Annotated in this window: 25 protein-coding genes, 1 tRNA gene and 3 pseudogenes; 19 read left to right on the top strand and 10 right to left on the bottom strand. The window is 65.5% G+C overall.

What is annotated here, in order from left to right:
• Positions 1 to 154: 154 nt before the first annotated feature.
• A complete protein-coding gene (locus tag FHR33_RS23270; protein ID WP_183651439.1) occupies positions 155 to 550 on the top strand; it encodes a hypothetical protein in 396 nt (131 codons plus the stop codon).
• Between the two features lie 262 nt (positions 551 to 812).
• The gene (locus FHR33_RS51855; RefSeq protein WP_281388176.1) at positions 813 to 947 is read left to right on the top strand and encodes a hypothetical protein; all 135 of its coding nucleotides are present in this window, start codon (positions 813 to 815) and stop codon (positions 945 to 947) included.
• A 130-nt stretch (positions 948 to 1,077) separates the two neighbouring features.
• On the opposite strand, the gene FHR33_RS23265 is transcribed toward FHR33_RS51855, so the two are convergent.
• A complete protein-coding gene (locus tag FHR33_RS23265) occupies positions 1,078 to 1,506 on the bottom strand; it encodes a VOC family protein (RefSeq protein ID WP_183651436.1) in 429 nt (142 codons plus the stop codon).
• A 1,107-nt stretch (positions 1,507 to 2,613) separates the two neighbouring features.
• On the bottom strand, positions 2,614 to 2,847 hold the full coding sequence (locus FHR33_RS23260) for a hypothetical protein (RefSeq protein ID WP_183651433.1): 234 nt from the start codon (positions 2,845 to 2,847) through the stop codon (positions 2,614 to 2,616).
• 22 nt (positions 2,848 to 2,869) lie between these two features.
• Between FHR33_RS23260 and FHR33_RS53340 the strand changes: the two are divergent.
• A pseudogene (locus FHR33_RS53340) lies at positions 2,870 to 3,119 on the top strand (NAD-binding protein); the annotation flags it as partial.
• A gap of 255 nt (positions 3,120 to 3,374) precedes the next feature.
• On the top strand, positions 3,375 to 3,710 hold the full coding sequence (locus tag FHR33_RS23255; protein WP_183651430.1) for a nucleoside triphosphate pyrophosphohydrolase family protein: 336 nt from the start codon (positions 3,375 to 3,377) through the stop codon (positions 3,708 to 3,710).
• Between the two features lie 747 nt (positions 3,711 to 4,457).
• Here the strand turns inward: FHR33_RS23255 and FHR33_RS23250 are convergent.
• Positions 4,458 to 5,075 carry a TetR/AcrR family transcriptional regulator gene (locus FHR33_RS23250; RefSeq protein WP_183651427.1) on the bottom strand — a complete coding sequence of 206 codons (618 nt, stop codon included), beginning with the start codon at positions 5,073 to 5,075 and terminating at the stop codon, positions 4,458 to 4,460.
• An 83-nt stretch (positions 5,076 to 5,158) separates the two neighbouring features.
• Between FHR33_RS23250 and FHR33_RS23245 the strand changes: the two genes are divergently transcribed.
• Complete coding sequence (locus FHR33_RS23245; protein ID WP_183651424.1) at positions 5,159 to 6,331, top strand: DUF418 domain-containing protein; 1,173 nt, start codon at positions 5,159 to 5,161, stop codon at positions 6,329 to 6,331.
• A gap of 608 nt (positions 6,332 to 6,939) precedes the next feature.
• On the opposite strand, the pseudogene FHR33_RS23240 reads toward FHR33_RS23245, so the two are convergent.
• Positions 6,940 to 7,891, bottom strand: a pseudogene (locus FHR33_RS23240) (phosphotransferase).
• 268 nt (positions 7,892 to 8,159) lie between these two features.
• Here FHR33_RS23240 and FHR33_RS23235 point away from each other — a divergent pair.
• The 3 genes and pseudogenes from FHR33_RS23235 to FHR33_RS23225 all read left to right on the top strand — a co-directional run.
• A pseudogene (locus FHR33_RS23235) lies at positions 8,160 to 8,743 on the top strand (transposase family protein); the annotation flags it as partial.
• Between the two features lie 311 nt (positions 8,744 to 9,054).
• A complete protein-coding gene (locus tag FHR33_RS23230; protein ID WP_221241211.1) occupies positions 9,055 to 9,741 on the top strand; it encodes a phosphatase PAP2 family protein in 687 nt (228 codons plus the stop codon).
• Positions 9,742 to 11,399: 1,658 nt separating this feature from the next.
• Positions 11,400 to 11,549 carry a hypothetical protein gene (locus FHR33_RS23225; protein ID WP_183651421.1) on the top strand — a complete coding sequence of 50 codons (150 nt, stop codon included), beginning with the start codon at positions 11,400 to 11,402 and terminating at the stop codon, positions 11,547 to 11,549.
• Between the two features lie 3 nt (positions 11,550 to 11,552).
• Here the strand turns inward: FHR33_RS23225 and FHR33_RS23220 are convergent, their stop codons facing one another.
• Positions 11,553 to 11,909: a hypothetical protein gene (locus tag FHR33_RS23220; RefSeq protein ID WP_183651418.1), complete on the bottom strand. Its 357-nt coding sequence runs from the start codon at positions 11,907 to 11,909 to the stop codon at positions 11,553 to 11,555.
• 426 nt (positions 11,910 to 12,335) lie between these two features.
• Between FHR33_RS23220 and FHR33_RS23215 the strand changes: the two genes are divergently transcribed.
• The 3 genes from FHR33_RS23215 (at position 12,336) to FHR33_RS23205 (ending at position 14,934) form a co-directional block, all read left to right on the top strand.
• Complete coding sequence (locus tag FHR33_RS23215) at positions 12,336 to 12,758, top strand: site-specific integrase (protein WP_183651415.1); 423 nt, start codon at positions 12,336 to 12,338, stop codon at positions 12,756 to 12,758.
• 278 nt (positions 12,759 to 13,036) lie between these two features.
• The gene (locus FHR33_RS23210) at positions 13,037 to 13,657 is read left to right on the top strand and encodes an SMI1/KNR4 family protein (protein WP_183651412.1); all 621 of its coding nucleotides are present in this window, start codon (positions 13,037 to 13,039) and stop codon (positions 13,655 to 13,657) included.
• 926 nt (positions 13,658 to 14,583) lie between these two features.
• Complete coding sequence (locus FHR33_RS23205) at positions 14,584 to 14,934, top strand: hypothetical protein (RefSeq protein ID WP_183651409.1); 351 nt, start codon at positions 14,584 to 14,586, stop codon at positions 14,932 to 14,934.
• A gap of 131 nt (positions 14,935 to 15,065) precedes the next feature.
• Here FHR33_RS23205 and FHR33_RS23200 read toward each other — a convergent pair whose 3' ends face one another.
• Positions 15,066 to 15,890: an inositol monophosphatase family protein gene (locus FHR33_RS23200; RefSeq protein ID WP_183651406.1), complete on the bottom strand. Its 825-nt coding sequence runs from the start codon at positions 15,888 to 15,890 to the stop codon at positions 15,066 to 15,068.
• Entirely contained in the window at positions 15,887 to 16,141 is a 255-nt protein-coding gene (locus tag FHR33_RS23195; protein ID WP_183651403.1) for a DUF5919 domain-containing protein, read from the bottom strand. The genes FHR33_RS23200 and FHR33_RS23195 overlap by 4 nt, the downstream gene beginning before the upstream one ends.
• Positions 16,142 to 16,501: 360 nt before the next feature.
• On the opposite strand from FHR33_RS23195, the gene FHR33_RS23190 reads away from it, so the two are divergent.
• Complete coding sequence (locus tag FHR33_RS23190; protein ID WP_312895683.1) at positions 16,502 to 17,032, top strand: tyrosine-type recombinase/integrase; 531 nt, start codon at positions 16,502 to 16,504, stop codon at positions 17,030 to 17,032.
• A 1,272-nt stretch (positions 17,033 to 18,304) separates the two neighbouring features.
• Positions 18,305 to 18,883 carry a hypothetical protein gene (locus tag FHR33_RS23185; RefSeq protein ID WP_183651397.1) on the top strand — a complete coding sequence of 193 codons (579 nt, stop codon included), beginning with the start codon at positions 18,305 to 18,307 and terminating at the stop codon, positions 18,881 to 18,883.
• 140 nt (positions 18,884 to 19,023) lie between these two features.
• On the opposite strand, the gene FHR33_RS23180 is transcribed toward FHR33_RS23185, so the two are convergent.
• Positions 19,024 to 19,407: a hypothetical protein gene (locus FHR33_RS23180; protein ID WP_183651394.1), complete on the bottom strand. Its 384-nt coding sequence runs from the start codon at positions 19,405 to 19,407 to the stop codon at positions 19,024 to 19,026.
• A gap of 103 nt (positions 19,408 to 19,510) precedes the next feature.
• On the opposite strand from FHR33_RS23180, the gene FHR33_RS49200 reads away from it, so the two are divergent.
• Entirely contained in the window at positions 19,511 to 19,915 is a 405-nt protein-coding gene (locus FHR33_RS49200; protein ID WP_221242512.1) for a site-specific integrase, read from the top strand.
• Complete coding sequence (locus FHR33_RS49195) at positions 19,809 to 20,120, top strand: tyrosine-type recombinase/integrase (protein ID WP_221241210.1); 312 nt, start codon at positions 19,809 to 19,811, stop codon at positions 20,118 to 20,120. Before FHR33_RS49200 ends, FHR33_RS49195 begins: the two co-directional genes overlap by 107 nt.
• Positions 20,121 to 20,200: 80 nt before the next feature.
• Here the strand turns inward: FHR33_RS49195 and FHR33_RS23170 are convergent.
• Positions 20,201 to 20,274, bottom strand: a tRNA-Gly gene (locus tag FHR33_RS23170).
• A 99-nt stretch (positions 20,275 to 20,373) separates the two neighbouring features.
• On the opposite strand from FHR33_RS23170, the gene dcd reads away from it, so the two are divergent.
• The 3 genes from dcd (at position 20,374) to FHR33_RS23155 (ending at position 22,771) form a co-directional block, all read left to right on the top strand.
• Positions 20,374 to 20,949 (top strand): dCTP deaminase, encoded by a 576-nt coding sequence (gene dcd, locus FHR33_RS23165; protein WP_183651391.1) that lies wholly within the window; start codon positions 20,374 to 20,376, stop codon positions 20,947 to 20,949.
• A 199-nt stretch (positions 20,950 to 21,148) separates the two neighbouring features.
• A complete protein-coding gene (locus tag FHR33_RS23160) occupies positions 21,149 to 21,766 on the top strand; it encodes a DUF47 domain-containing protein (RefSeq protein WP_183651388.1) in 618 nt (205 codons plus the stop codon).
• Positions 21,767 to 22,771 carry an inorganic phosphate transporter gene (locus FHR33_RS23155; protein WP_183651385.1) on the top strand — a complete coding sequence of 335 codons (1,005 nt, stop codon included), beginning with the start codon at positions 21,767 to 21,769 and terminating at the stop codon, positions 22,769 to 22,771. It abuts the gene before it with no gap.
• Here the strand turns inward: FHR33_RS23155 and mshD are convergent.
• Positions 22,761 to 23,675: a mycothiol synthase gene (gene mshD, locus FHR33_RS23150; protein WP_183651383.1), complete on the bottom strand. Its 915-nt coding sequence runs from the start codon at positions 23,673 to 23,675 to the stop codon at positions 22,761 to 22,763. The genes FHR33_RS23155 and mshD overlap by 11 nt on opposite strands.
• Before the next feature lie 108 nt (positions 23,676 to 23,783).
• Here mshD and FHR33_RS23145 point away from each other — a divergent pair, with 108 nt between their 5' ends.
• A complete protein-coding gene (locus FHR33_RS23145) occupies positions 23,784 to 25,541 on the top strand; it encodes a bifunctional metallophosphatase/5'-nucleotidase (RefSeq protein WP_183651380.1) in 1,758 nt (585 codons plus the stop codon).
• Positions 25,542 to 25,553 lie beyond the last annotated feature (12 nt).

Below are 25,553 nucleotides of genomic sequence, written 5' to 3'. Positions count from 1 at the left end.
GGCTCGTGCGCGCCGGTTCCGTCACGGCATGAGCCGGAGAGCCGTAGACGGGCAGATCCCTGGTTCGCGTGACGGACGGTGACCAAGCCGAAGCCCCGCACCCCGTACCGAAGCGCGCGAGCAGGGACCGGCCCGGCGAACTGCGGGGATCCAGGTGAGCGAGCAGTGCCTCACGAGCTCCGGCGAGTATCGCGTGGCGGGTGTCGGGGGGAACGACGGCGATCCGCGTGGTCAGCCGCTCATCGTGGGCGTCAGCCATGGTGAAGGGCTCGGCGGAGACGATCAACTGAACCGCGTGGTGGGCGTGCAGGCCATTTCGGCCGACCGTCCCGCCGTACAGCATGAGGCCGGGTCGAAGAACACACCAGCCGCGCCAAGGATGCGACATCACACCGTCCTCGATCGGCGCACGTCGCACGACGACGGCCGCGTCTCCGCCGTCACCGGGCCGGCCCCCTGCCGGCGGATGCGCGCTGGTGGCCTCCTGGACGGCCCCGGCAGCTCACACACCGCCGGCCGCCGGCGCGCGATCGCCGGGTGCGCCGCGTGACAGCAGGCGCGTAACGAGGCTCCCAACGGCCGAATCACCGCTCCTCCTCCGGCCAGAGGCCCGCAGCACGCTCTGACGCCGCTGAAAGCGTATCCGGTCATGGGCCATCGGGGTCTTCCGCTGCCCATCGCCTTCTGTGGCCGCGCATGAGGCGACGACTCCTTGGCCGGGTGGCCCTGGTCCGTTCGGCTCGTCCCGTGTCGATGGCGGGGGGAATGATCAGCTTTCCGTCTCAGCCATGTACGGTCCTCGGGTTCGCACGATGATCATCCAGGAGCAGGAGCAGGAGCAGGAGCAGGAGCAGGAGCAGGAGCAGGAGGAGCAGGAGCACGTCGCCGGAGGGTGGCTGTTCCGGTGGGATGGGATGGAATTCCTGAATTGTGATCAGGGGCGTTGAAGCTTCGCGCTTGGGGCGATGGCGGCGGGAGGACCCGGCTTCCACCTCGACCGCTTACGGCCCTCGACCAGCTCGCCGTGATCATCTCGATGGCTCGGGCCCCCGCCGGAGGTGTGCTTTTCGAGGCTGCTCAGACCACGCAGAACTCGTTGCCTTCGACGTCCGCCATCACCACCCAGAGCTCTGGTGGGGTGCGTCGTTCCACCACCGTGGCTCCGAGTTCCATCAGGCGGGCCACTTCCTCTTCGATCCGGTTCTTGCGCTCCTCGCCGGAGAGTCCGTTCGAGATCTTGACGTCGAGGTGCAGCCGGTTCTTCGTGGCCTTGGTCTCGGGTACCCGCTGGAAGTAGAGGGTGGGCCGCTTGCCGTGCTGGTCGAGCAGCACGCGCATCGCGTTGCGGTCTTCTTCGGGAATGTCCTCGCCATCAGCCCAGCTCTCCCAGGAGAGATAGCCGTCAGGCGGGGCCGGGAACGCGTAGCCGGCGATCGCCTCCGCCCAGAACTCGGCGAGCCTCTGGGGGTCGGTGCAGTCGAATGCGACCTGTACTTCTACTTCCATGTTCCTGCCCTTCGCCTCGAAGCCCAGGCTGACAATGGTGGATGCTACGGCGCATCACCGACAGATTGAGATCAGAGCGGTCAGGCGTCGATTGAACACCCCCACGCAATGGTCAGGCGTATCACGTGATCGCCCGACTCTGGAGGGGGACAGACCCCCACCCTCGCGCTCCTGACCGCGCCGCCGACCACGGCGCGCGAGAACGGCCCCCAGGGCGCCACACGCAGCGTACGGCCTGCAAGCTTGCGCCGCCCTTGATCCATACGAGAACCATTCGGCAATGCCCGTGTTGAGTCGTGCGGCCTCTTACGCTTCGGCGATGAGTTCGACTCCACCCGCCGACGACCAGCCGCACCACCCCTCTCAACAACGTGCGAAAGACCAGCGAGAGTGGGCTTGCCCTCAAGCTTCTCGGGCTCGACTGCTCTGATCGGAGGCCATGACGTCTGCCTCCCCCTCCGATGGCGCCAGGTAGGCCACGGAAGGGCGATCGCGATCGCCAGAGGAAACCGCCGCGAGGTTTCACGACGACAGCGAAAAGCCAGGAATACGGCGGGCAGAAGGGTCAGGCTGCAATCTCGGCTGTCGCGCGAAGATCGGGCTTCCACCTCAACCATTGACCGCCTTGGCCTCTCGGTGACCATCCCGGTCCCCGAGGCCCCCGCCGGAGGCACAAGGACATGGATCCGTGGGCAGACCGCGGTGAGAGCAACAACTGGGCGGGACAATAGGCAGCGTGAAGCGACCCTGCAGCACCCTTGACCAAGTAGGCGCGGCGATCAAGGATGACGCTTGTGATGACTCCCGAGCGCTCCACCCGAGCCTCCCGGCAGGCCTTGGTGAGACTGGTAGTCGTGACGCTCTTGTTGAGCATCGCACTTGGCGCGGTCGCTTGGTGGGGATCGGCGATGCTGTGGGATGCCATATGGGGTGAGGGGCCGGTATTTCTGCCCGGCTAGCTGTGCTGCCAGCTTGGGAACCGCATGGATCACGGCTTGTAGGGTGCCCGGGCTGGGGCGTAGGCGCGGTCATGAGTGACCGTGGTTGCCCACTGGTTCCCTGGCTAATCGCACACTGATTGCATGTGATCACCCCAGACCTGAGGGTTCACCACTCCTTGCCTTCGGCCTGGCGTTGCTCCTTCATCATGTCGATCGCAGCACCGATTGCGCGCAGCACCTTGCGGGCTTGTGCCCGATCGACACCCATGCGCGTCTGGAAGTCCCACTCATCGAGGTGGACGCCGTTGCAGATCTCATTGAGGGCGTTGCTGATGGCGAGAGCGTCGTCCGGCCCGAGGCCGACCGTGATCACATCGGACGTTACTCTGATGATCTCCATCGTCACATTCTGCGGAAGAGAGCACCTGGGGAGACCTCACGCCTGCCTGATCATCCGTGGCCCTGGTCTGCTCGGGCTTGTCCCGGGTCGATGGCGGGCGGGGCGATCAGACCTCCACCGCGTCTCGTGGTGCGCGACATGTGAGGGGTTCTTCTTCCGCAACAAGGACATCGTCGCGGTCGGCGGCGGCGACACCGCCATGGAGGAGGCGACGTTCCTCACCCGCTTCGCGCATGGTGGCGGTCGTCCACCGCCGTGACGAGCTGCGCGCCATAGCCACCTGTGGCCCAGCCGTCCAGCGCGGCGATCATCCCGGAGCCGGAGCGCCCCCGCCCAGGGGTATGGCTTTTCTGTTCCCATCGCCACCTGGGCTCGAGCCCGGACCCTGCCGATAGAGCGGCTCTCTCCTTTGGGGGCCGGGGATGCGATGCGCTCACCTGTTGGTAGCCGGCGATGCCGGACATGGATGGTCTTTGACCGAGGCCAGGCCCTGATCGGATAGCCAACGCCCGTGATCGGGGAGAACCATGGATCTCGCGTCGCTGCAAACCCGCGCTTTGGCTATCAAGCAGCTATACGACGACCTGAACCTGAGCCAAAGAGGTCGGACCTGGACTAACGAGGAGTTCATGCTCGGGTTCACCGGCGATGCAGGCGATCTCGCCAAGCTTGTGATGGCGGCGGAGGGGGCTTGTGGAGATGTGGCCGGTGGCCGAGAGGCGCTCGTGCACGAGCTTGCCGACTGCTTGTGGTCAGTGCTGATTCTGGCTCATGCCTACGATGTCGACCTGGCGGCGGATTTCCTCAGCAACATGGACGAGCTGGAGCAGAGGATCAAGGCAGAGCTCGACATCGGACATTAGACAAGGGTTGCAAGTGCCGCCTGGGTGAGGGCCCGGAGTGGCGAGCGGGCAAGAAGGGCCCGCGAGCTCGCGCCGCGTGGCCGCACGGAGCGTAGCCCTTGACCCATACGAGAACCATTCGGTAGTGCCAGGGGTTCCGTCGCCTTGCTCCGTCTCCTATGACCGCGATGTAGCGGGTGCTGAGCTCGATCACGCCTAGCGCGGCCATGTCCTTGTCACGATGCCCAGAGAGATCCACATAGCGGAATGCCCTGCAGGAAGTTCCCGGTGCTGCCGACCGGGTCGAGCACCCACAAAGGCCCTCTCCGATCCTGTGGCCGCCTTCCTCCTCGCCGCAATCCGATCTCCGGCGTTCTCTGCCATCAGGAACTCTCGGTGCCGTCGATGTGGTCAGCGGGCCCATCCTCTGCGATTCGGCGAACAGGTGACTGCGAGCTGTGCTCCTTCGCACAAACCGAGCCAGGACTGCCAAACGCTCACTGATATGTCGCCGGCCCAGGGGCCATGGGGTCGGGGAGCGGGAGGGGCGGAGCCCCTCGCCGGGGTTTGGGGCGGAGCCCCAAGGAGAGCGCAGTCTGAGCTCTCAGGCGCGTAGCGCCCAGATGGCGAAGCCGATGCAGTGGAGCGGGGTGTGGGGGCCGCGCCCGCACAGAACACCGTATGAGACTCGACGCGCGAAGCGCGCTCCACGACGAAGTCGAAGCGGTTGGAGCGGGTGACGGGAGTCGAACCCGCGCTGTCAGCTTCTCAGGCGCGCGCTGCTCCTGGTCCTCCCGGGCCGAGTCCGATGGCGGGCAGGATCGCCTGGTCGACGATGGCCGACAGGTCCTCGTCGCTGGGCGCTGTCCCGGTGTCGATCAGGCGCTTGGTGACGAGGGCCTCGCCGATGTCGGCCACGACAGGGGTGAGCAACTCGACAGGGAATCGGCCCCGGTCGGCGTAGTGCTGCAGCACGGTACGGGTGAACGTGCCGCCCCGATTGGCGAAGACCCGCTCGAACAACGCCTCGGACATCAGCGCGACGCTCTTGGGGTCGGTGAGAATCGTGGCGACCGCGCGGCCCGCCGGGCTGAGAGCCCACTCGACCATGAGACGCAGGGCGCGGATGAGGTCGCCGCGCAGGTCGTCGGCGCCGGGGGTCGGCTCCTCGACCGGGTGCTGGTGGTAGAGCGCGTCGAGGAGCACCTCGATCGGGTCCGACCAGCGACGGTACAGGGTCGTGCGGGGCGTGGCCGCGCGCCGGGCGATGCCGTCCATGGTCAGCCGCCCCGCACCGACCTCCACCACCTCTTCCAGTACGGCGTCGTGAATTGCCCTAATCAGTTCTTCGCCGCGACGGCGCGCCCTGGCGCTGTGGTCGCTCATCTCCACCCCCTTGCATAGCTACACGGATGTAGCTTACCTTGGCGATTAGCTACATTCATGTATCTAAATCCAAGGGGACAGCCATGTCCATCGCCCCACCGGCTCCCGTAGACGGCGCCACTCCCATCACCCATCGCGCGCTGGCGCCGGATCTGGCGCGCGGGCTGATGTTGCTGCTCATCGCGTTGGCGCACGCGCACATGTACCTCTCGGGCCACGAGGCGGGCTTCCGCGGCTACGCCCTCAACGGGGGCTCGCTCGACCGGCTGGTCGGCGGCGTCCAGATCCTCCTGGTGGACGGCCGCGCTCTGCCCATGTTCGCCGCCCTGTTCGGCTACGGCCTGGTGCAACTCGCCAACCGGCAGCTCGCCACCGGCAGAAGCTGGCCACAAGTGCGCAAGGTGCTGCGCCGCCGGAGCCTGTGGCTGCTGGCGTTCGGCTTCTGCCACGCGCTGCTGCTGTTCTTCGGTGACATCCTCGGGGCGTACGGACTGATCGGGCTCGTACTCGTCGGATTCATCCGGCGCGAGGACCGATCCGTGCTGCGGGCCGCCGTCGTCGGGCTCGTGCTGCACGTCGTGGTGCTGTTCGGCTTCGGGCTGCTCACCATCTCCGCGCCGAAGGGCGACACGCCCGCCGCCATGGCGGACCCGATCGAGGCGACCGTGATGCGGCTCATCGGGTGGTCCGGGATGACACCTACGTACTTCGCCGCCAGCGTGGTGCCGGCCTTCCTGTTCGGGATCTGGGCGGCTCGGCGCCGCATGCTGGAGGACCCCGTGCCGCACCGGGACCTGCTCTCCCGGGTCGCCGTCGTGGGCGCAGGGCTGGCCCTCGTCGGAGGGGTGCCGCTGATGCTGATCGACACCCGGATCTGGACGCCGTCGGACATGGTGGCCGTGTCAGCGTACGCACTGCACAGCGTGACGGGCATCGCCGGCGGGCTCGCGTACGCGGCGATCATCGGACTCGTCGTCAGCCGGATGCGGCGCGGGTATCCCGGTCCGGTCGTCAGGGCCCTCGTCGCGTGCGGCCAGTGGTCTCTGACCTGCTATCTCCTCCAGTCGGTGATCTTCGTGGCGGTGTTCGCCCCGTACGCGGGAGGGCTCGGCACACGTGTCGGAGACGCCGCGGCGTCCGGCATCGCCGTGGTCGCCTGGCTGGCCACCGTGGTGCTCGCCGCGCTGCTGGCACCCCGAGGGCGAAGGGGACCGGCCGAGGCGGCGCTGCGGAGGCTGACGTACGGGCGCCGCTGACTCACCGCAGGTCTGGCGTCGCGGCACCCACCAACGTCGAAGGTCGCCGGCAACGCCGCGTAAGAACCCTTGACGTTGGCTCTCGGCCGGGAGGGATCACGGTGGTGGACGGGATCACGGGGCTGACGGTGGATGGCCGGTCCGCGAGCGCAATCGCTCCAACGATGTGCACGATACGGAAGATCATCACGGCGGCAAGCTCCTGGACACAGGCGCTTCGCTGGTGACTGGCCGCGCGCGCAGGGCTTGCAACGCCTGACCCGTTGTCCCGGGATGGTCGTCGACAGGCGGCAGTCGGGTGGAGATGTCTACCCGTGCGGCACCAGCACACCAGTGGCACGACCCCGAGGTGCGCGTATCTTGCGAAAGGCCGAGAGCCGCCGGTAGCCGGAAACCCGCGCCCGAACGCCCGAACCCGCGCTGTCAGCATGGAAGCCTTTCGCGATCACGGCCCCTGAGCTGGTGACTCGCCGACCTGGGCGGGGGTGGTCCGAGTCCCGGTCGTTCGGGTGGCTCACAAGCTAGCTCCCCGAAGACGGATCGATGCCTTTCCCTCAATCAGGGAGCCCACCCATGGCCAGGGCCGTCAGGATGGAAAGAGCTCGGTGTCAGCTGTTCATGCCGCCCGCGAAGGGCATCGTCTGCCAGTGGTCGACGGCGGGCTTGAGGTACTCCATCAGCTCGGGCAACTGCGGGACCAGCGTGAGAGTGGCGATGACCCGCAGCATGCCCAGGGCGTTGACGAAGCCCAGGACCTCCTCGTTGAGCGGCCTCGTGCCGTTGCGCCGCGCGCCGCGGTTGTAGGCGGATTCGTGCTCGGGTCCGAGAGCGGCCAGGTCCCACTCGACGGGCCCCAGCGTGACCAGTTCGAAGTCGGCGTAGAGGTCGCCGTCCACCCCGGAGAAGATGTTCGCGGGCGGGGAGTCGCCGTGGATGGGCTGGAGGTCGATGCCAGGGAACCGGGCCCTCGAAGGCCGTGCGTGAGCGCACGAGGGGTTTCAGGATCTGCCATTCGCGGCGGGCGCGGTCCAGCTCGGCCGCACCGATCAGGGTGGGGAAGTGGTCGAGCCGGGCGAGGCTTTCCGCGATGAACCGCGGATCGGCCGCGCCCAGAAACTCCAGCTGGCCCGGGTAGGTGCGCATTGCCGCGTGCAGGTCAGCGACGCTCTCGGCGTTCGCCACGTAGTCGGGTTCCTTGTCACGGTCCTCCGGGACGAACGACCAGAACGTCATCGAGAAACCGTCGCGTTGCACGGGTTCCCGCGGCACGAGCGGGCTGGGCGCGATCACGGGGACTCCCTGGGCGGCGAGCCAACGTGTCACGTCCAGCTCATCCTGCTGGCGGCGCGCGAGGGTGGTCAGGTCGTCTGGGTGCGGCAGGACGGTGGGAATCCGGGCCACGACCGGCGAGGGCACCAGGTGGACGACGACGGAGAAGACGTCGTGAAGCACCGTGGGGTCGGTGATGGTCAGACCGAGCACGCGCCCTGCCGCGACGGCCGCGTCGACGGCGGCGGAGGTACGGCTGGCGAGCTGTTGTGGTGTCAGGAAAGTACTCATGGCTCCATCGTTGCAGCGGATTTTCCGGCTGTTGGGCAGGACGGGGCGGGGCCGAGGGCCGTTCGCGGCGGAGGAAGACCGCTTCCTCATGGCAAGCCGTTCACGCAAACCTGACGCTGGTCACGAGGCAGCACAAGATCGCGGCGAGGGAGTAGGGGGCAGCCCAGATTGGGGCGCAGACGAAATAGCGGCGAAAGGTCCGGCACGAGAACGATCAGCAAGCCGTTTCCGCAGGGCGCAAGATCCGATATCCCAACCGGGAGCCTCGTTGCTGTCTTATCGCGCCTCGATTCCGCTGTCCAACCGCACCCTGGTCCGCCTGGCCGAGCTGATTCGCACGCAGCGGGCTGAAAGCCGCCGCCGGTGGCTGGACATCGGCCCGGCACGCGCTGCTTGTCCTGGCTCCCGTGCGTAACGGCGACACCTCCGCGCGGCTGGCCGCCGGTTTCTCGCTCGGCACCACCACGGCCTGGCGCTATGTCCCTGAAAGCGTCGACCTGCTGGCCGCGCTGTCCGATGACGTGCACGCCGCAGTCACGCGCGCGGCCCAGCTGGCCTCCACCATCCTGGACGGAACCCTCATCCCCATCGATCGCCTGGCCGACCAACGGCCGTACTACAGCGGGAAACACAAGCAGCACGGGATGAACGTGCGACTGCTGGCCGATCTCGCAGGTCGGCTGGTGTGGGCCTCGCCTCCTCTGCCGGGCGCCGTTCACGACGTGACCGCCGCTAGGACGGTCGGCCTGATCGACGCCTTGACCGGCGCCGGTGTGAAGACCTTCACGGAAAGGGCTGTCAGGAGCGGGCGGTACGATCCGCACGCCGTTCCAGCGGCATCGCCATCGGCCCTGATTGTCGCGCGGGCAGCGGGACGTCAACCGCTCGCATGCCCGTGGGCTTGTCCCGGGTCGATGGCGGACGGGATGAACCGGGTTCTACCTCAGCTACCGGCTGGCCCTGGCCCCGCATGCGGTGATCAGCCCGGAGCCGGAGCCGGAGGCTCTTTCGGCTGACATGATCCATGTCGAAACGGGGTGAGTTAGGGTGCCCGCGTGAGCCCGCTTGAGGTGGCCGCCCATCGGCTATCGCACCTGGTTGCACGTGCTTGGTCAGCCGTGCTGGTCGGGAGGACGGGTAGGCGCCCCGCCCCGCTCGTCGAAGTGGCTGGTCTGCTGCTCGTGATCTTTCTTTTCTCACGGCTTCATGCCGCCGCAGGGAAGGACGTCGCAGCCGCCACCGCCAACGCGCTGGCCCTGCAAGCCATAGAGCGGGCCGTCCACCTGGACATCGCGCTGAGGGCGAACCAGTGGCTGACCGAGCATCCGGCCCTCATCCAGCCGGCGGTGTACTACTACCGCCTGTACTACCTCGCGATCATCGGTGTGCTGGTGTGGGTCTTCGTCCGGCACGCCGACGTCTACGTCAAGGTCCGCCGGACCCTCGTCGCGATGACCGTCCTCGTGCTGCCCGTTTTCTGGGCGCTGCCCATGTCGCCCCCACGGTTCGCTCTACCGGGCGTCGTCGACATCATTGCCGCGCACGACATCCTGGGCGGACATGCCTCACGAGAGATCGAGAACGGTCGGAACTTGTATTCGGCGATGCCCAGCATGCATGTGGGATGGTCGTTGTGGTGCGCGTATGCCGTGTGGTGCGCGCTGCGGGGCTCCCATCCGAGATGGGCGTTGCTGTCGTGGATCTTCCCGTTGGGTATGGCGGCAGTCGTGCTTGTCACGGGCAACCACTATGTGCTCGACATCGCAGGAAGCCTTGTGTTGCTGGTGGCCTCCATCGCTGTTGTATCCGCGTGGGGTCACCTCGCCGAGCGTCGGCGTGCTCGAGGTTGAGCGCCTGCAGGCAGCCGCAGGAAACCAGCACCGCCCGGATGCTTGCTCGGCCACGATCAGGCTTCCATCTCAGCCACCTGTAGTCCTCAGTCCCGCGCGGCGATATTCCGGAGCCGGAGCGCCCCGCCGGAGGCTTCTATGACATGCGGGTCGGTAGCGCTGGTAGACGCTGCGTCTTTTATATCGATGATCGGATGGCGGTTGGGATGATTGAGGGCCTGTCCCTGCTGGTGCTCCTGATGGCTCCCGTGGTGATGTTGTTTTCCTCATTTATTGGGCGGTCCGACTGGCGATCAGACATGAGAAGCACTGGGTGCCGACTCCGCGCCAGCCTGAGTCTCCGCGTCGTAGGGCGCGACACCAGCCAGGATGAGGAGATAGCAGCTAAGACGGTCCTCGCTGACGACGATGTCGACGGTTCTGTCGCCCCATTTAGTTGTGATTCCGTCGATGCATCGGCCGCATTCGGGGGTGGCCTGGCTGTACTGATTCGATCCGCTCCCACCCGGTGGAGGCGAACTTTCCGAGTATTTCATCACTGGTCGTGAAGCGATCGGCGTTGAAATATAGCGAGCCGCCTTCGCCGGAATCGCAGTCATCTTGTTCTCCGAGAGTGGCGGCGACAGGCTGAGGGGACCCCTGTACGATCTGTTTGAGTTCTCTAATGTCCTCCTCCGCGCTTCGGATGCAGGCCGCAGGCCAAATCCATGAACAGCCCACCAGTGAGGTGGCTAAGGTGGTGTCTATCATCAGGACAATGCATTTTTTGTCAGCCAATCAATTATGGGCTCCTCTTGCTGTCGGAACGGCATGGGACTGGCCGCATACCAAGGTCGCTCCACCCCAAGTCAGGCTCCACGCTTATTTACGGCTCGGCGTCTGATCCAAGAAATGAACCCTTGGCAAAGACGTCGACTCGTGGGTGCTCGATGGGCTGTCACGAACCACTCGTAGAACTCTGCGGCAAGTGTCTCGCGTCGGTAACGCTGGCGAAGGACCCGGTCTAGGGTTCCGGCCCTGTGACAAAGTCGGTGAGTGAGCGGCGGTCGATGTTGAATGCGGCCATGCCTGGGTCTACGGCTGCGTCAAGGTCGCCGCGTCGGGCGTGGACGATGCCGAAGGTCTATGCGCGCGTCGGCGACTCGCATGGGGGCATTGGAGGCGCCGTCTGGGCCAGTATGCATCTGGATCGTCGTCTCGCGGGCATGCTCTTCGGCGCGCCACGTGTAGGAGGTAGCGGTGTAGAACATCCACTTGACGTGGTCGAACACGAAGTGATGACCAGGATGCTCTGGCATGGACAGGCTGCTGAGGACCTGGGCCCCACAGGTGCTTCGCGACGGTCGCCTATCCGGGCCAGGCCACGGGCCTCCTGCAAGGTGAATTGCACCATGGCGCTACTCGGCCGGCGACGGCCTGGCCCATGCGGGCGGCCGTGACAACGTCTCCTAGCGGCCTTCCACGAGAGCGAACCGGGCCGACATCTCATGCCCCCATGAGTTCGCCGTGTCCAACTTGGTGACCCATCTCGACGGCGGCTGGTGCCGTCTCGGCCTCTTCCCGCTCGCCCAAGTCGTAGCGCACGCAGTCCAGCAAGGCGGCCAGCCGCCATTGATCACGAGTAGAAGGCGCGCAAAGGCGTCCGCTTCGATCACGTCGTGGAACAGATCACCGCGCGCATGCCGTCGGCGGAGGAGGTCAAGAAGCTCGCCGTGCCGACGTCGTTGCTGGCGGTCTTCGGGGCGGTCCGGGATGCGTCCGGCCGGCCCCTCGTCGTGGTGGAGGTTCTCGCCTATCCGATCTCATAGGGGTTATATGCAGCGCCAGTCCCAGTCGCTGCGGTGGGAGTCGTAGATTTCCAGGATGTACCCGCGCCCGTTCCGCTCGTCGGGTTCCGCGAACCACAGGGTGATGTGGGCTGGGTGCTCGGCTCCCGCGATCTTCGCCTTGCTGTAGTAGCGGCGGATCTCGGCTTCCGCGAGCGAGGTGTGCAGGGTGATTCTGACCCGGTAGTCGCAGTAGTCGCCGCTTCCGCCGCTCATGTTCTTCTGAATGGTCGCGTCACCGTCGCCCCAGAAGTCGTTGCGCGTGTTCGGTGGAAGCGGGTAGTTGAGTGCCCGGTCGTACAGGGCGTCGAGCCGTGCGTTGTCCCGCCAGACAGGGATCATGAGCAAGACGAGCAGTACGGCAAGCGGCACACAGATCGCCGCTAAGCATCCCCAAGCACCCCGTGTCATGAGCCAGCACCATATGGCATAGGCCGGTTCTCGCTCCTAGGAGTTTTGATCAAGAACACACGCCACCGGACACCTCCGCGAGCAAGACGGACGCGGAGATCAGGCTGCGAGGAAAGAGGCGGAGATCCGCGATCAGGAGTGGACTGACCCGAACTCCGGGAAGATCCTCTTTCGCGAGTACGCGGCTGCGTGGATGACCGAGCGGACCTTGCGCCCAAGACGGCATAACTCTACGAGGGGCTTCTCCTGCTCCACATCAACCCGACGCTCGGTGGCAAGCTGCTGGTCGAGATCACCTCGCGCCACGTTAGGCAGTGGCATACGAAGCTCATGGAGCACGGTCCTGGCTCCTCAACGATGGCCAAGGCGTACTGGCTGTTGAGGGGCATACTCAACACCGCAGTAGAGGACGAGCTGATCAAGAAGAGCCCGTGCCGAATCAAGAACGCGGGTGTGGAGCGTCCCGATGAGAGGCCCCTGCTGACAGTGGCGGAAGTCTTCGCCTTGGCGGCTGCCGTCCCTCCCCGCTTCCGCGCCCTGGTGCTGCTCGCCACCTTCGGCAGCATGCGGTGGGGAGAGCTGGCAGCACTGCGGCGACACAATCTCGACCTGGAGGCCCGAACGGTCAAGATCGACGCGTCCGTCTCCGAGATGAAGACGGGAGAGCTCGTCACCGGGCGTCCCAAGACGGACGCGGGCGTGCGCGTGGTGGCCCTGGCGGAGATCATCGTTGGTGACCTGGGGTTGGGATCATGGCCCCTACCTGGGCCTGCACGTTGAAGCGGGTGACGGGAATCGAACCCGCGCTGTCAGCTTGGGAACCGGCTACTGATCTTGAGGCGCTGACCTGCGGACACAGAGGTCGAGGTCAGATCGGGTCGAGTGACCGTTAGTACCCGTGATTGACCTGGACTGCCCGCCTGTTCTGGCACGGATCTGGCACGCGACTGACGCCTCCGTGTTGTGGCATTGTCGGCCGAAGCTGACAGCATGCAGCCTTATGGACGTGGACGACTTCTTGCTCTTCCTCCAGCGGTCCCCGCACGCGAGTGCAGATCATGACCGAGGATGAGATCTTCGAAGCGATACGGTCAGACGCTGGGCCCGATGTCCTACCGGTGGCCTCGCCCGAGGCGGTCGCTGAGGCTGAAGAGGCCATTGGGTACCCGCTTCCTTCTCTGCTACGGCGGTTGTATCTGGAGGTGGGAAACGGAGGTTTCGGTCCTCGGGGTGGCATCATCGGTGTCCGGGGCTACGACTTCTGGAGCAGCGATATCTTCGCGGACATCACTGAATCGGCTGTGGAGTTTCGAACCGAGTCCTACGGACGGCGGGCGGGCATGATCCAGTTGTTGGACTGGGGGTGTGCAATCGCGTCACTGCTGGATTGCCGTGATCCTGAGGGCGCGATGTGGGGATGGGATCCCAACCTGTGCTGCTTGGATCATGCGCTGTTTGCTCAGGACATCACCTTCGCGTCGTGGCTCAAGGAGTCGATTGGCCGCGACTTCGCCGATCCCTTCTATGACGGTTACTTCGAGGTCTCGCCGCGAGATGAGGCAGCGAGCATGGTGAGCACCATCGGAGAAGAGGAGGAACCGTGCATGTGGTTGCCACCCGTCTGGGTGAAAGGCAGGAAGGCCGGCATCTGGGAGCGCCGTCACCTGTCCGATGACTGATGGGTTGCCTTCGTAAGCGAGCACAGGGCCCAGCTCAGGAGGAGCGCTTCCATCAAGATCTGGGCCAAGGCGATCAAGAAAGCTCAGGTCTCGCATTCCGCACCCGACCTGGACTATCGCGCTGAGAGCGGGTGACGGGAATCGAACCCGCGCTGTCAGCTTGGGAACTGCACCGATCATGGCCGCCGTACCACCGGGAGCCTGGTCAGCGGCGGTGACGGTCAGGCCGTGAGTGACCGTGGTTGACTCCTCGTTCCTCTGGCTAATTGCACGCTAATTGCACGACGATCAGTCTCTGACGTGCGATCACATGGTCTAGGCGAAACCGACGGTCGTACCGCTAGCGGAACGGAGCGTCATGGACGATCACCAGCGCGGACTGTTTGGCCGCATGCTCGACCACATAGACGCGTACGAGTCGGGCCGCTTGCCACTCCCCAAGCTTGTGCAGGACCTACGAGGACTCTTCGACGCAGCCAACCCCGCGAGTTGAGTGTCCGGGATCACTTCGAGGATCTTTGGTCGGTCATCGACGGCGAGAGTGAGTTGCGGACCGAACCATGGGCGCCGCCGGGTGCCGCAGACGATCAACGTCTCGCTGCAACGCTTGGTGCTCTCCGAAACTGGGCAGCCAGCGTGGCGAATGGAGGAACGTAGTGCCGACCGGCACACGGCACCACCGGCCTGATCATCCCGTATGCCGTCGACCCGCCCGAAGGGGAAGCGGGCCAGGGTCACGGATACCAGATGCAGCGCCCCACCGGACGAACGATCTGGTATCCGTGACCCTGGTCTGCTCGGCTTGTCCCGGGTCGATGGCGGGCGGGATGATCAGGCTTCCACCTCAGCCACCTACGGCCCTGGCGTACGGCGCGGCGATCATCCCGGAGCCGGAGAGCCCCCGCCGGAGGCATTACTCTCTGTCCGTGAAGGTAGCCGTTCGTGCGCTCAATGAGCGTGGTGACTCTATTGATGGCCCGACTTCAGAGGACATCCGCAAGCTCCTGAACGAGTTGTCGGCGAAGAACCGCTTCCTCATCCTGGAACGGTCAGATGCGGAAAACTCTGAGTACTACATGCAGGCATACCGTCACGATGATGGAACGTACTGGTTGGAGCATCGCGATGGTGGCGCCGATGCTCACTTCCAGAGCACATGCCGAGACATCCGAGTGTTGACTCAGGCATTCACGATGTGGATGTATCGCATCTCGGGTTGGCGCGATGCCTTCCATTGGGAGGCCTGGCGTGAGACGCCGACTGGCGAAATGGAATAGAACGGCTGTGTCCTCGCGCGGCCCGAGTGGCGGGCGCGCGCGAGAACGGCCCCCGGGCCGCACGCGCAGCGTGCGGCCCGCAAGCTCGGGCCGCGTGGCGGGGCTTGCGCCGCCCTTGATCCATACAAGAACTATTCGGCAATGCCTGCGTTCAGCCGTGCGGCCTTTTGCGCTTCGGCGATGAGTTCGACGAGGTCAGCAAGGATCTTCGGGCTGGCTGCGATGGTGGCTTCGGAGTTCATGGTGTGGGGGCTGCCGTCCATGTCGACGACCGTTGCTCCGGCTTCGCGGGCGATGAGGGCGCCGGCCGCGGTGTCCCAAGGGTTGTTGCTGAGCATGATGTTGGCGTCGATCTTGCCTTCGGCGACCCAGGCCAAGTCGACGGCTGCTGAGCCGAACATGCGGACTCGCTGCACGCGGGCCGCCAGCTCGTGCGTGAGCGCGAAACGGGGACGGTTCTTAGCTGCGGCATCGGTCCCGACCGCGTAGTCCCCTATCGCGACGATCGCGGCGTCGAGGTCACCGGTGTCTGTGACGTGGATCCGGGTTCCGTTGGCCTTGGCCCCGTCTCCTATGGCAGCGGTGTAGCGGGAGCTGAGAAAGGGCAGCTCGATCACGCCTAGCGCGGGCATGTCCTTGTCGACCAGACCCAGCGAGATTCCACATAGTGGGATGCCGTGCAGGAAGTTCGCGGTGCCGTCGACTGGATCGAGTGCCCACATCAGGCCCTCTCCAATACGGCTGCCACCGTCCTCTTCGCCTAGGAACCCGATCTCCGGCGTCTCGACAGCCAAGAACTCCCGGACGGCCTGCTCGACCGCGTAGTCCACTTCGGTGGCCATGTCGCGGTCGCCCTTGACGGTGACGGTTCCGGGCAGCTTTGTTCTGACGATCTCGCTTGCGATGGTGACGGCTTGTTCGGCGATGGGCAGGAGGGTCCGGGTGTCGATGGTCATACGGATTTGCTCCGCTCCCACATCTCGTTGAAGACCTGATCGAAGACGGGGAACAGTCCGTCCGCGGCAGTGTTGTCAGTGATCACGAGCGTAGGGGAGTCGACCCCGCGGGCCTGCGGGAGGTACGGCTGAACGACGCAGGTGGCGTGGTCGACGATGAGGATGTTGAAGCGAATCGTCTCGTCGTAGACCTGGAGTTCGAGTCGCTCGGCAGCCTCCGGAGTGAGCCGGGCCTTGAGACGGCTCAGCATGCTGATGTTGAGGGCGGTCAGTGTGGTCAGCGTCCGTGTATCGCTCCTCGTCCTCCCCGTGCGGGGCAGGTGACGAGCGCGCGGAGGAACGCCCGGTACTCACTGTCGCCCAGGTCTTCGAGCTGGCGGACCGGGTGGGTCGCCGACCGATCGGCAACGTCCGCAAGATCAAGGACCGGGCCTACCGGCTCCGCTTCCAACGGCACGGCGAGATGCGCACGCATCCTGAGATCTTCCTCACTCGCGCGGAAGCCGAACGAGCACTATGGAAGATGAGCACGGCCGGTCGGGCCGACTCCACACAGGATCGCCGCTTCCGCGCGATGGTCCTGCTGGCCACGTTCGCGAGCCTGCGGTGGGGTGAGGTCAGCGCGCTGCGCCGGATGGACGTCGACCTCGACGAAATGCGCCGTCCGCATCCGCGTGGCCTTCGTGGAGCGGTCAGCCGGCGGCTTGGTCCTCGGCCCGCCCAAGTCCAAGGCCGGTCGGCGCACGGTCGGCATCCCGCGGAGCATCGTCCCCCTCCTCCGGGAGCACATGGAGACCTACGTCAAGGACGATCCGGCCGCGCTCATGTTTCCCGGCGCGAAGGGTGGCGCGATCCGCCGGAGCGGCTTCAACGCCCGGACCCGCTGGGTCGACGTGGTCGCTGAGATGGGCCTGAGCGGTCTCCACTTCCACGACCTGAGGCATACCGGCGACATGCTTGCCGCGGAGTCCGGTGCGCTCAAGGACCTGATGGCGCGCATGGGCCACGACAACGTACGAGCCGCGATGATCTACCAGCACGCCGTGCGAGGTGCGGACAGAGACGCCATCGACAAGCAGCTCGCGCGGCGAGACGACGATGAGGACGGCGGAACGGCCGGAGCGCTGGTGCCTGCGGGGTGATCAAGACCTCATGGCCCGTTAATGGCCCGCGAAGATCAACCGGCTCTGAAAACAATCGAGGCCCGGATCAGGATTCAAGTCCTGACCTGGGCCTTCATGCTTGGAGCGGGTGACGGGAATCGAACCCGCGCTGTCAGCTTGGGAACTCTTTCAAGATCACGCCCGCCGAGCTGGGGAATGCCGACCTGCGCAGACGTGAGTCGAGTGCCGCTGACTCACCGTGACTCCCCGCTGATCGCCGTCCGAATGGGCACGCAACGGGCACGCACCCTCTGATCCGTAGGCCCACAAACGATCTTCATGGATGTCGTAGACCTTCGCGACCTCGCACGACTACATCCTCGCTGTTCATCGCCCTTCGCAGAATTCGTGATCGTCCGCGCGAGTGGCCCCCAAGGTGGCTCCACTTGAGACCTCGGGCGACCTGATCTTGCACGGTTCATGATCGATACCATCGTATCCATGGGCGACGGCGACGCATCTCTACAGCTGCTTGATGTAACTACGGCATTGGGCACGGCTCTCACTGCCCTGAGAGCCGTGAACGCCGACCCGGCATATCGCGTGGTCGGCACAAGCGCCGCTCTTCTGCAAGGGGTCCATCTCCCCGTCGGGGACATCGACATCTTGGCTGCTCGACGAGAGGATGTGGACACGTTCGCCGCCGCCCTCTCGTCGTTTCCCTGCCTTCACGCTCCATCGTGGCTCCCCGAAGCTTCGCAGTACTTCACTAACTACGAGGTGAACGGGGTCCAGGTGGGGATGAGCACTCTTGAGCAACACGTCGACTCAGATGCGATGGAATGCGCCGGTCGTGGCCCCTGGCAACAATACGTCATGATCGCGTGTGGCCCTCATCGTGTTCCCGTGGTCCGCCTGGAGCTGCGATTGGTCTCGGAACTCGTACGAGATCGACCTGATCGATATGAACCTCTCCTCGCTTACCTGGACGCGCACGGGTTTGATTCGGATCTCTTGCAGAGAGCAATGCAGGCTCGCCACCTACCAGCGAAACGCCAGCGATTAGTTCAAGATCGCCTCATGCACTCGTCCCCAGGCTCGAATCCTGAATCTGCGAATTAAAAGATCCAGTTCGAGCTGTTCCAGATCGTTCAATGCAGGTCAGAGGTCATTTTCGGTCCATCCTGAACGGCTCTGAACGCCTCTGTATTGCAACCCGAACTGCAACCCTGACGCCCCTGGCCGCCCAGCAGACGGGACGTCCCGGCTATTGTGCGCGAACGGATGGGAAGTTGGACCGAGGGTGAAGCAGTGAGCAGGCAGCTGGCGGTTGATCTGACGGCTCTTCGAGGCGCAGTGAATGATCAACTGGCCAGTACGGCGGGAGCATGGGCTGGCGGGGCACCTTCCGTCGAGAGGTTCCTCCGGCGGGTCGTCGCTGACCTCGACCGAATGCCGACGTTGAGCATTCATCATGCTGAGTTCCGGCATTACGGCTCTGGATATGCGTCCTACGTCGATGTCTTCATTACCAAGCGCGATGGATCGATGCGCAGTTCCGAGAGCGGCTGGACAAACGTTGAAGGGTTGTCTCTGGCACTGTGCCGGCTCGCTCCACTGGCGGCACTCTTCCAGCCTGACATCCAATCATGGGGGCCTGGCGGTGCCGGAACTCGCGGCCTGCCGGATCTGTCATCGGTTACGGATACCGCTCTTCCGGGATGGGAGGAGGAGTATCGCCAGATTGGCCAGGTGCTCGATCGGCACGACATCGCATTACTCGGTTCTCAGGTCCTCAGCTTGCCGTTAGAAGCCGGGCTTCGGGTGGAAACAGTCCTTGGCAGCGTGCCGTACAGCGTGTTCGATGCCTGGTTCCACTGGATGGACTGATACATCGAGTTCGGACTATCAGCTTGGGATTGCAGCCATCACGGGCTGCGGACCTTGGGCTGCCTGGTCAGCGGCCTTTGGGCCTGGTTGTGAGTGACCGTGATTGATTCCTCGTCACCGCGGGGCTAATGATACGGCGATCAGGGTGTTGAGCTGCTGCTCCATGGCTCGGGAGGCATGAGGTCAAGAGCGTCACTGGCCAGGCTCCGCAACCGCTCCCATGTCGGATGACTCCGTAGTCCCTCAGCGCTCCAAGGGAACGGACCGTCATCTGTGAGTTCGGACAGATGTTGGTCGATCTTGTCGAAGTACTCGGCCAGCTCGTCGCTGAGCCATCCGGCTTCCCGAGACAACCACGACGGCTGGTAGGCGTCATCAAACTCAAGGGCGAGCTCGTCCAAGCTGCACCCCATCGAGTCGATCCATTCGAGCTGTTCCGATGCGGACAACCTGAGTCGCCCCAGCGCCTCACGCATGAGCCGCCAATTGGTCTTGGCTAAGACTTCCGCCTCGTCCGGATGCACAGCCCCATTGTGCCGCGCGTACCCGCCCCGCCTGATCAAGTCGAACCCCTGCAAGATCAAGGGAGCGGGTAAGGAGGACTCGCCTGAGCGTCCGGTCCTGGCTATGAAGCAGGTCTTCGTGCTGGCCGACTCGATCGAACCGCGGTTCCGCATGCTCATGCTGCTCGCTACATTCGCCAGCCTGCGATGGGGCGAGCTCGCTGCACTCCAGCGGCGGAACGTGGACCTGGCGGCGGGGACGATTCGCATCGTTGGGACCACGACCGAACTCAAGGACGGCTCGGTGACCATCGGCCCGCCCAAGTCTGAAGCGGGCAAGCGCCTGGTAAGCGTTCCCGCGATGCTCCTGCCGGACCTCAAGGAGCACATGGAGAAGTACGCGGAGGAAGGAGAGTTCGGGCATGTCTTCGTCGGTCCTCAAGGGCGCCAAGCTGCGACGCGCGAACTTCACCCTCGTCTGGGCGGCGGCACTCAAGAAAGCCGGGCTCTCCGGCTTCCACTTCCATGACCTTCGTCACACCGGAAACGATCTCGCCGCGCGCTCTGGGGCAAGCCTCCGCGACCTGATGACCCGCATGGGCCACTCGACGACGCGGGCGGCGTTGATCTATGAGCACACCGCGATGGAGCGGGACCGAGCGATCGCCGACGTCCTCGGGAAGCTCGCGGAGGAGGCCCTGAAGGACCAAGATCCAGAAGGATCGAGCACGTAACGGGCAGGGAAGATCGAGTGGGGGGTCAGAAAGATCAAAAGCCAGGTCGGGAAACAATCCCTGACCTGGCTTTTCGTTGTTGGAGCGGGTGACGGGAATCGAACCCGCGCTGTCAGCTTGGGAAGCTGATGTTCTGCCATTGAACTACACCCGCATCGGCGATCGCCGCGCCCACCACTGTAGCGGAAATCCCGCCCACTCAAGCAACCCCGCCCCAGCCGACTTCACTGTCGCACACGGTAAGTTGCTCTCCGTGCTGCTTTCTGACCGAGACATCCTCGCCGAAATCGAGTCCGGCCGGGTCAGTCTCGACCCGTTCGACAAGGCAATGATCCAACCGTCCAGCATCGACGTGCGGCTCGACCGCTTCTTCAGGGTGTTCGAGAACCACCGCTACCCGCACATCGATCCCGCCGTGGAGCAGCCCGACCTCACCCGTCAGGTGGAGCCTGAGGGGGATGAGCCTTTCATTCTGCACCCCGGCGAGTTCGTGCTCGCGAGCACCTACGAGGTGATCACCCTCCCGGACGACCTGGCGAGCCGGCTGGAGGGGAAGAGCTCTCTCGGCAGGCTGGGTCTGCTGACGCACTCGACGGCCGGCTTCATCGACCCCGGCTTCTCCGGGCACGTGACGCTGGAGCTGTCCAATGTGGCCACACTGCCGATCAAGCTGTGGCCGGGGATGAAGATCGGGCAGCTGTGCATGTTCCGGTTGAGCTCTCCGGCCGAGCACCCGTACGGCTCGGCGAAGTACGGCTCGCGCTACCAGGGTCAGCGCGGCCCCACACCCTCGCGCAGCTTCAAGAACTTCCACCGCACGCTCATCTGAACGCCCTTATCAGGCGCCCAAACCCGGGCAAAGCGGCCACGAGCAAAATACCCCCCAAAGTACTCCCGAACCCGGTGTCGCAGATCATACGAGGGGTAGCGAGAGGGAGAAGAGTGGGTGTGCGCACCATGAAGTTCGCATTTCCGCTGGTAACCCGTACCCTTCTCTGCGGACCATCCCCGCACATCTGGAGAACGACGTGCGCCTGCGTCTCACGCCTCGTGAGGACAGCTACTACGACCTGTTCGCCGACTCAGCGAACAACCTGGTCACGGCATCGCGGTTGCTGGTGGAGATCATCAGCGACGGTTCGGACAGGGAAGCCCTGGCCGAGAAGATGCGCGCCTGCGAGCACGCCGGTGACGAACGCACTCATGCGATCATGAACCGGCTCAACGAGAGCTTCATCACGCCTTTTGACCGTGAGGACATCTATCGCCTCGCCTCGAACCTCGACGATGTGATGGACGCCATGGAAGAGGCGTCCGACCTCATCGTCCTGTATCAGATCGACCATCTGCCGAAGGACGTCGTCAGGCAGGTGGAGGTGCTGGAACGGGCGGCCGAGCTGACAGCGGAAGCCATGCCGCGCCTGCGCTCGATGAAGAACCTCAACGAGTACTGGATCGAGGTCAACCGCCTGGAGAACCAGGGCGACCAGGTCTACAGGAAGCTTCTGGCCAAGCTCTTCAGTGGTGAGTACGACGCGCTCACCGTCATGAAGATGAAGGAGGTCATCGACCGCCTGGAGGAAGCCGCGGACGCCTTCGAGCACGTGGCGAACACGGTCGAGTCGATCGCGGTCAAGGAAAGCTAAGTGGACCTCACGCTCGCCCTCGTCATCGGCGTGGTGGTCGTGTCACTGGTCTTCGACTACACCAACGGCTTCCACGACGCGGCGAACGCCATCGCGACCTCGGTGTCGACCCGCGCGCTCACCCCGCGCGCGGCGCTCTTCCTGGCCGCGGGGATGAACTTCATCGGCGCCCATCTGGGCACTCAGGTCGCCCAGACGGTCGGCAAGGGGATCATCGACGCGCCAGAGGGCACCCACGGCCTGGTCGTGGTGGCGGCCGCGCTGATCGGCGCGATCACCTGGAACCTCGTCACCTGGTACTTCGGCCTGCCCTCCTCCTCCAGCCACGCGCTCATCGGTGGCCTGGTGGGTGCCGCGCTGGCCTCGGCCAGCCTGGTGCACTGGGACGGCGTGCTGGAGAAGGTCGTCATCCCGATGATCCTGTCCCCGATGGTCGGGTTCTCGCTCGCCGCCACGATCATGATCGCAATCTATTGGATCTTCCGCAACGCGCAACCAGGAAAAGCCAACAGGGGCTTCCGCTACGCGCAGACCGTCTCGGCCGCCGCGATGGCGCTCGGGCACGGCCTGCAGGACGCGCAGAAGACGATGGGCGTGATCTTCCTCGCGCTGGTCGTCGGCGGCTACGCCGCGCCGGCGGACCCGATTCCGCAGTGGGTGATCCTGGCCGCGGCCGGTGCCATCTCGCTGGGAACGTACGCCGGTGGCTGGCGCATCATGCGCACGCTGGGACGGCGGATCATCGCCCTCGACCCTCCGCAGGGCTTCGCGGCCGAGGCCGCGGCCTCGACCGTCCTGTACGTCGCGGCGATCGGTTTCGGCGCTCCCATCTCCACCACCCACACCATCACCAGCGCCATCATGGGCGTCGGTGCCACCAAGCGGCTCTCTGCCGTGCGGTGGGGCGTGGCGGGCAACATCGTGACCGCGTGGATCCTCACGATCCCCGCGGCGGCGCTGGTGGCCGCTGTGTCGTACTACATCCTCCACTGGCTCATCGAGTAGCCGCGTACATCACGTCGACGTCCCATCGGTTGAAACCGAGGGACTCGTACAGCCTGATCGCCGCCGTGTTGGCCTCGTCCACGTAGAGCATCGCCTGGGCGAGGCCGCGCGAGCGTAGATGGCGAAGACCGGCCAGGGTGAGCGCCTTGCCCAGGCCGGTGCCCTGCTGTGAGGGATCCACCCCCACGACGTAGACCTCGCCGAGGGGCTCGTGGCCGTGCTCCTCGGCGGAGGATCCGTGGATCTTCGTCCAGTGGAAGCCGACCAGCCGCCCGTCGCGATAGGCGAGGAAGAACCCCTCCGGGTCGAACCAGGGCTCGCTCTCGCGCAGCCGCACGTCGTCGAGGGTCCATCCGCCCTGCTCGGGGTGGTGGGCGAAGGCGGCGGCGTTCACCTTGAGCCACGCCTCCTCGTCCTGGCCCGGCGCGAACGTGCGCAGCCGTACCCCTTCGGGCAGGGAGGAAGGGGGCAGGGGCGCGAACAGGGAGCGGCGCATCTGCCACAGCGAGCGCATCCGCTCGAAGCCCGCGGAGGCCGCCAGCGCGGCCGCGCCCGTGTGGTCGCCGTGCGCCCACAGCCGCAGCCGCCCTCCCGAGACCTCCAGTACGGCCCGCAGCAGCGTCGCGCCGTGTCCCTGACGACGGAAGGCGGGGTGGACGACCAGCTCGCCGCTGGGCCCCTCGACCTCGTCGGTCGGGTCCACGTGCGCGTAGCCGGCCAGCGAGGCGCCGGAGTAGAGCAGCAGCGAGCGGGCCCGCTCGTCGCCGCCGTAGCGCAGGTGCAGCATCACGTGCTCGTTGAGCGGACGCGCCCCGTCGGCCTCCGTCGCCGCCTCGACGACGTCCAGCACGTCGGCTGTTTCCCTGTCATCGAGCCGTCCCCGCTCCACCACGCGCACTGTCATAGATCGAACTCTAGGCTGCCGACTGGCAAATAACGCCATGTGGGGGGCCGATGAATCGTTACCTTTCAGACGTCTGCCGCATAGCTTCGTTCCGTAACGTCTGCAGGCATGACCTCTCGCTCCTTCCTCCCGCTCGTTCTCGCGGGGGCCATCGCCATGGGCGGCGTCACGCTCGTGGCGGGACCTGCCGACGCGGCCAGGCCCGAGCGGACGGTGCCCGTCCGCCTGCTGACGATCAACGACCTTCACGGCAACCTGGAGCCGCCGAGCGGGTCCGCCAGCCGCATCCTCGATCCCAAGGGGCCGCTGGTCGACGCCGACGGCAAGCTGACCGGCATCGTCGGCGGCAGGTACTCCATCGCGGGCGGGGCCGCCTACCTCGCCACCCATCTCAAGCAGCACACCGGCCGTAACACCATGGTGGTGGCGGCCGGCGACCTCATCGGCGCCTCCCCGCTGATCTCGGCCGCCTACCACGACGAGCCGACGCTCGACGTGCTCGGCCAGATGGGGCTGAAGGCCTCCTCGGCGGGCAACCACGAGTTCGACGAGGGCTACACCGAGCTCCAGCGCCTGATGAAGGGCGGCTGCCACCCCGTCGACGGCTGCTCGCCCGCCGGCGAGTGGGAGGGCACCGACTTCGACTTCCTCGGCGCGAACGTCCTGAAGGAGCGCAACGACAGGTACGCGCTGCCGCCGTACTTCGTGAAGAGCGTCAACGGCGTGAAGGTGGGCTTCATCGGCCTGGTGACGGCCACCACCCCGACGATCGTCTCCTCCTCCGGCATCCAGGGCCTGAAGTTCACCGAAGAGGTGGCCGCGGCCAACAAGGTCTCCAGGCTGCTGGCCCGCCAGGGCGTCAAGGCCCAGGTCGTGCTGGTCCACGAGGGCGACCAGGTCACCCCGAACCAGGACCCGAGCGCCTGCTCGGTCACCCCGGGCAACGGCTCGCGGATCGCGAGCGGCCTCGACCCGCAGGTGGACGTGGTCGTCAGCGGCCACTCGCACCAGGCCTACGTGTGCAAGACGACCGACCCCGCAGGGCAGCCGCGCTACTACACGCAGGGCTCCTCCTTCGGCCGCGTGCTGACCCAGATCGACTTCCAGGTCGACAAGCGCACCAGGGACGTCGTCCGCTCGACCGTGGCGGCCGCCAACCACGTCGTCACCCGTGACGTGGCGGAGGACAGGGCCGTCGCCGACTCGGTGGCCCTGTGGAAGGCCCGCAGCGCGGACATCGCGAACAAGCAGGTCGGCAGGATCACCGCGGAGATCGGCACGACCGCCGCTCCCTCGGGCGAGCTGCCGCTCGGCAACCTCATCGCCGACAGCCAGCTCGAGGCGACCAGGACCGGTGGCAACGCGCAGATCGCGTTCATGAACCCAGGCGGCGTGCGCATGCCTCTCAACCACCCGAGCTCCCCCGCGGGTGAGGGCGACGGCGTCGTGACGTACGGCGAGGCGTTCGCCGTCCAGCCGTTCAACAATCTCACCCAGGTCATCACGTTGACCGGCGCGCAGCTCAAGACCGTCCTCGAGCAGCAGTTCGTCGGCGGACCCAACAACCAGGCGTTCACCAAGATCCTGCAGCCCTCGTCGAACTTCACCTACACCTACAGCAGGAGCGCCCCGTGGGGCTCGAAGGTGTCGGCCATGAAGATCGACGGCGTCGCGGTGACCGACACCCAGTCGATCCGCGTGGCGGTGAACAACTTCCTCGTCGGCGGCGGTGACGCCTTCGCCGAGCTCAAGAACGGCACCGACCTGTGGAGCGGCCCGCTGGACATCGACGCGTTCGTCGACTACCTGGGCAAGCACAGCCCTGTCGCACCTCCCGCGACCGACCGCATCACCGTCGTCGACTGATCCCACCCGCAG

The organism is Nonomuraea dietziae, from assembly GCF_014195505.1.
Classification (GTDB): domain Bacteria; phylum Actinomycetota; class Actinomycetes; order Streptosporangiales; family Streptosporangiaceae; genus Nonomuraea; species Nonomuraea roseola.
The sequence above is the reverse complement of the archived record's forward strand: the minus strand, read 5'-3'. Positions and strand labels throughout refer to the sequence as shown.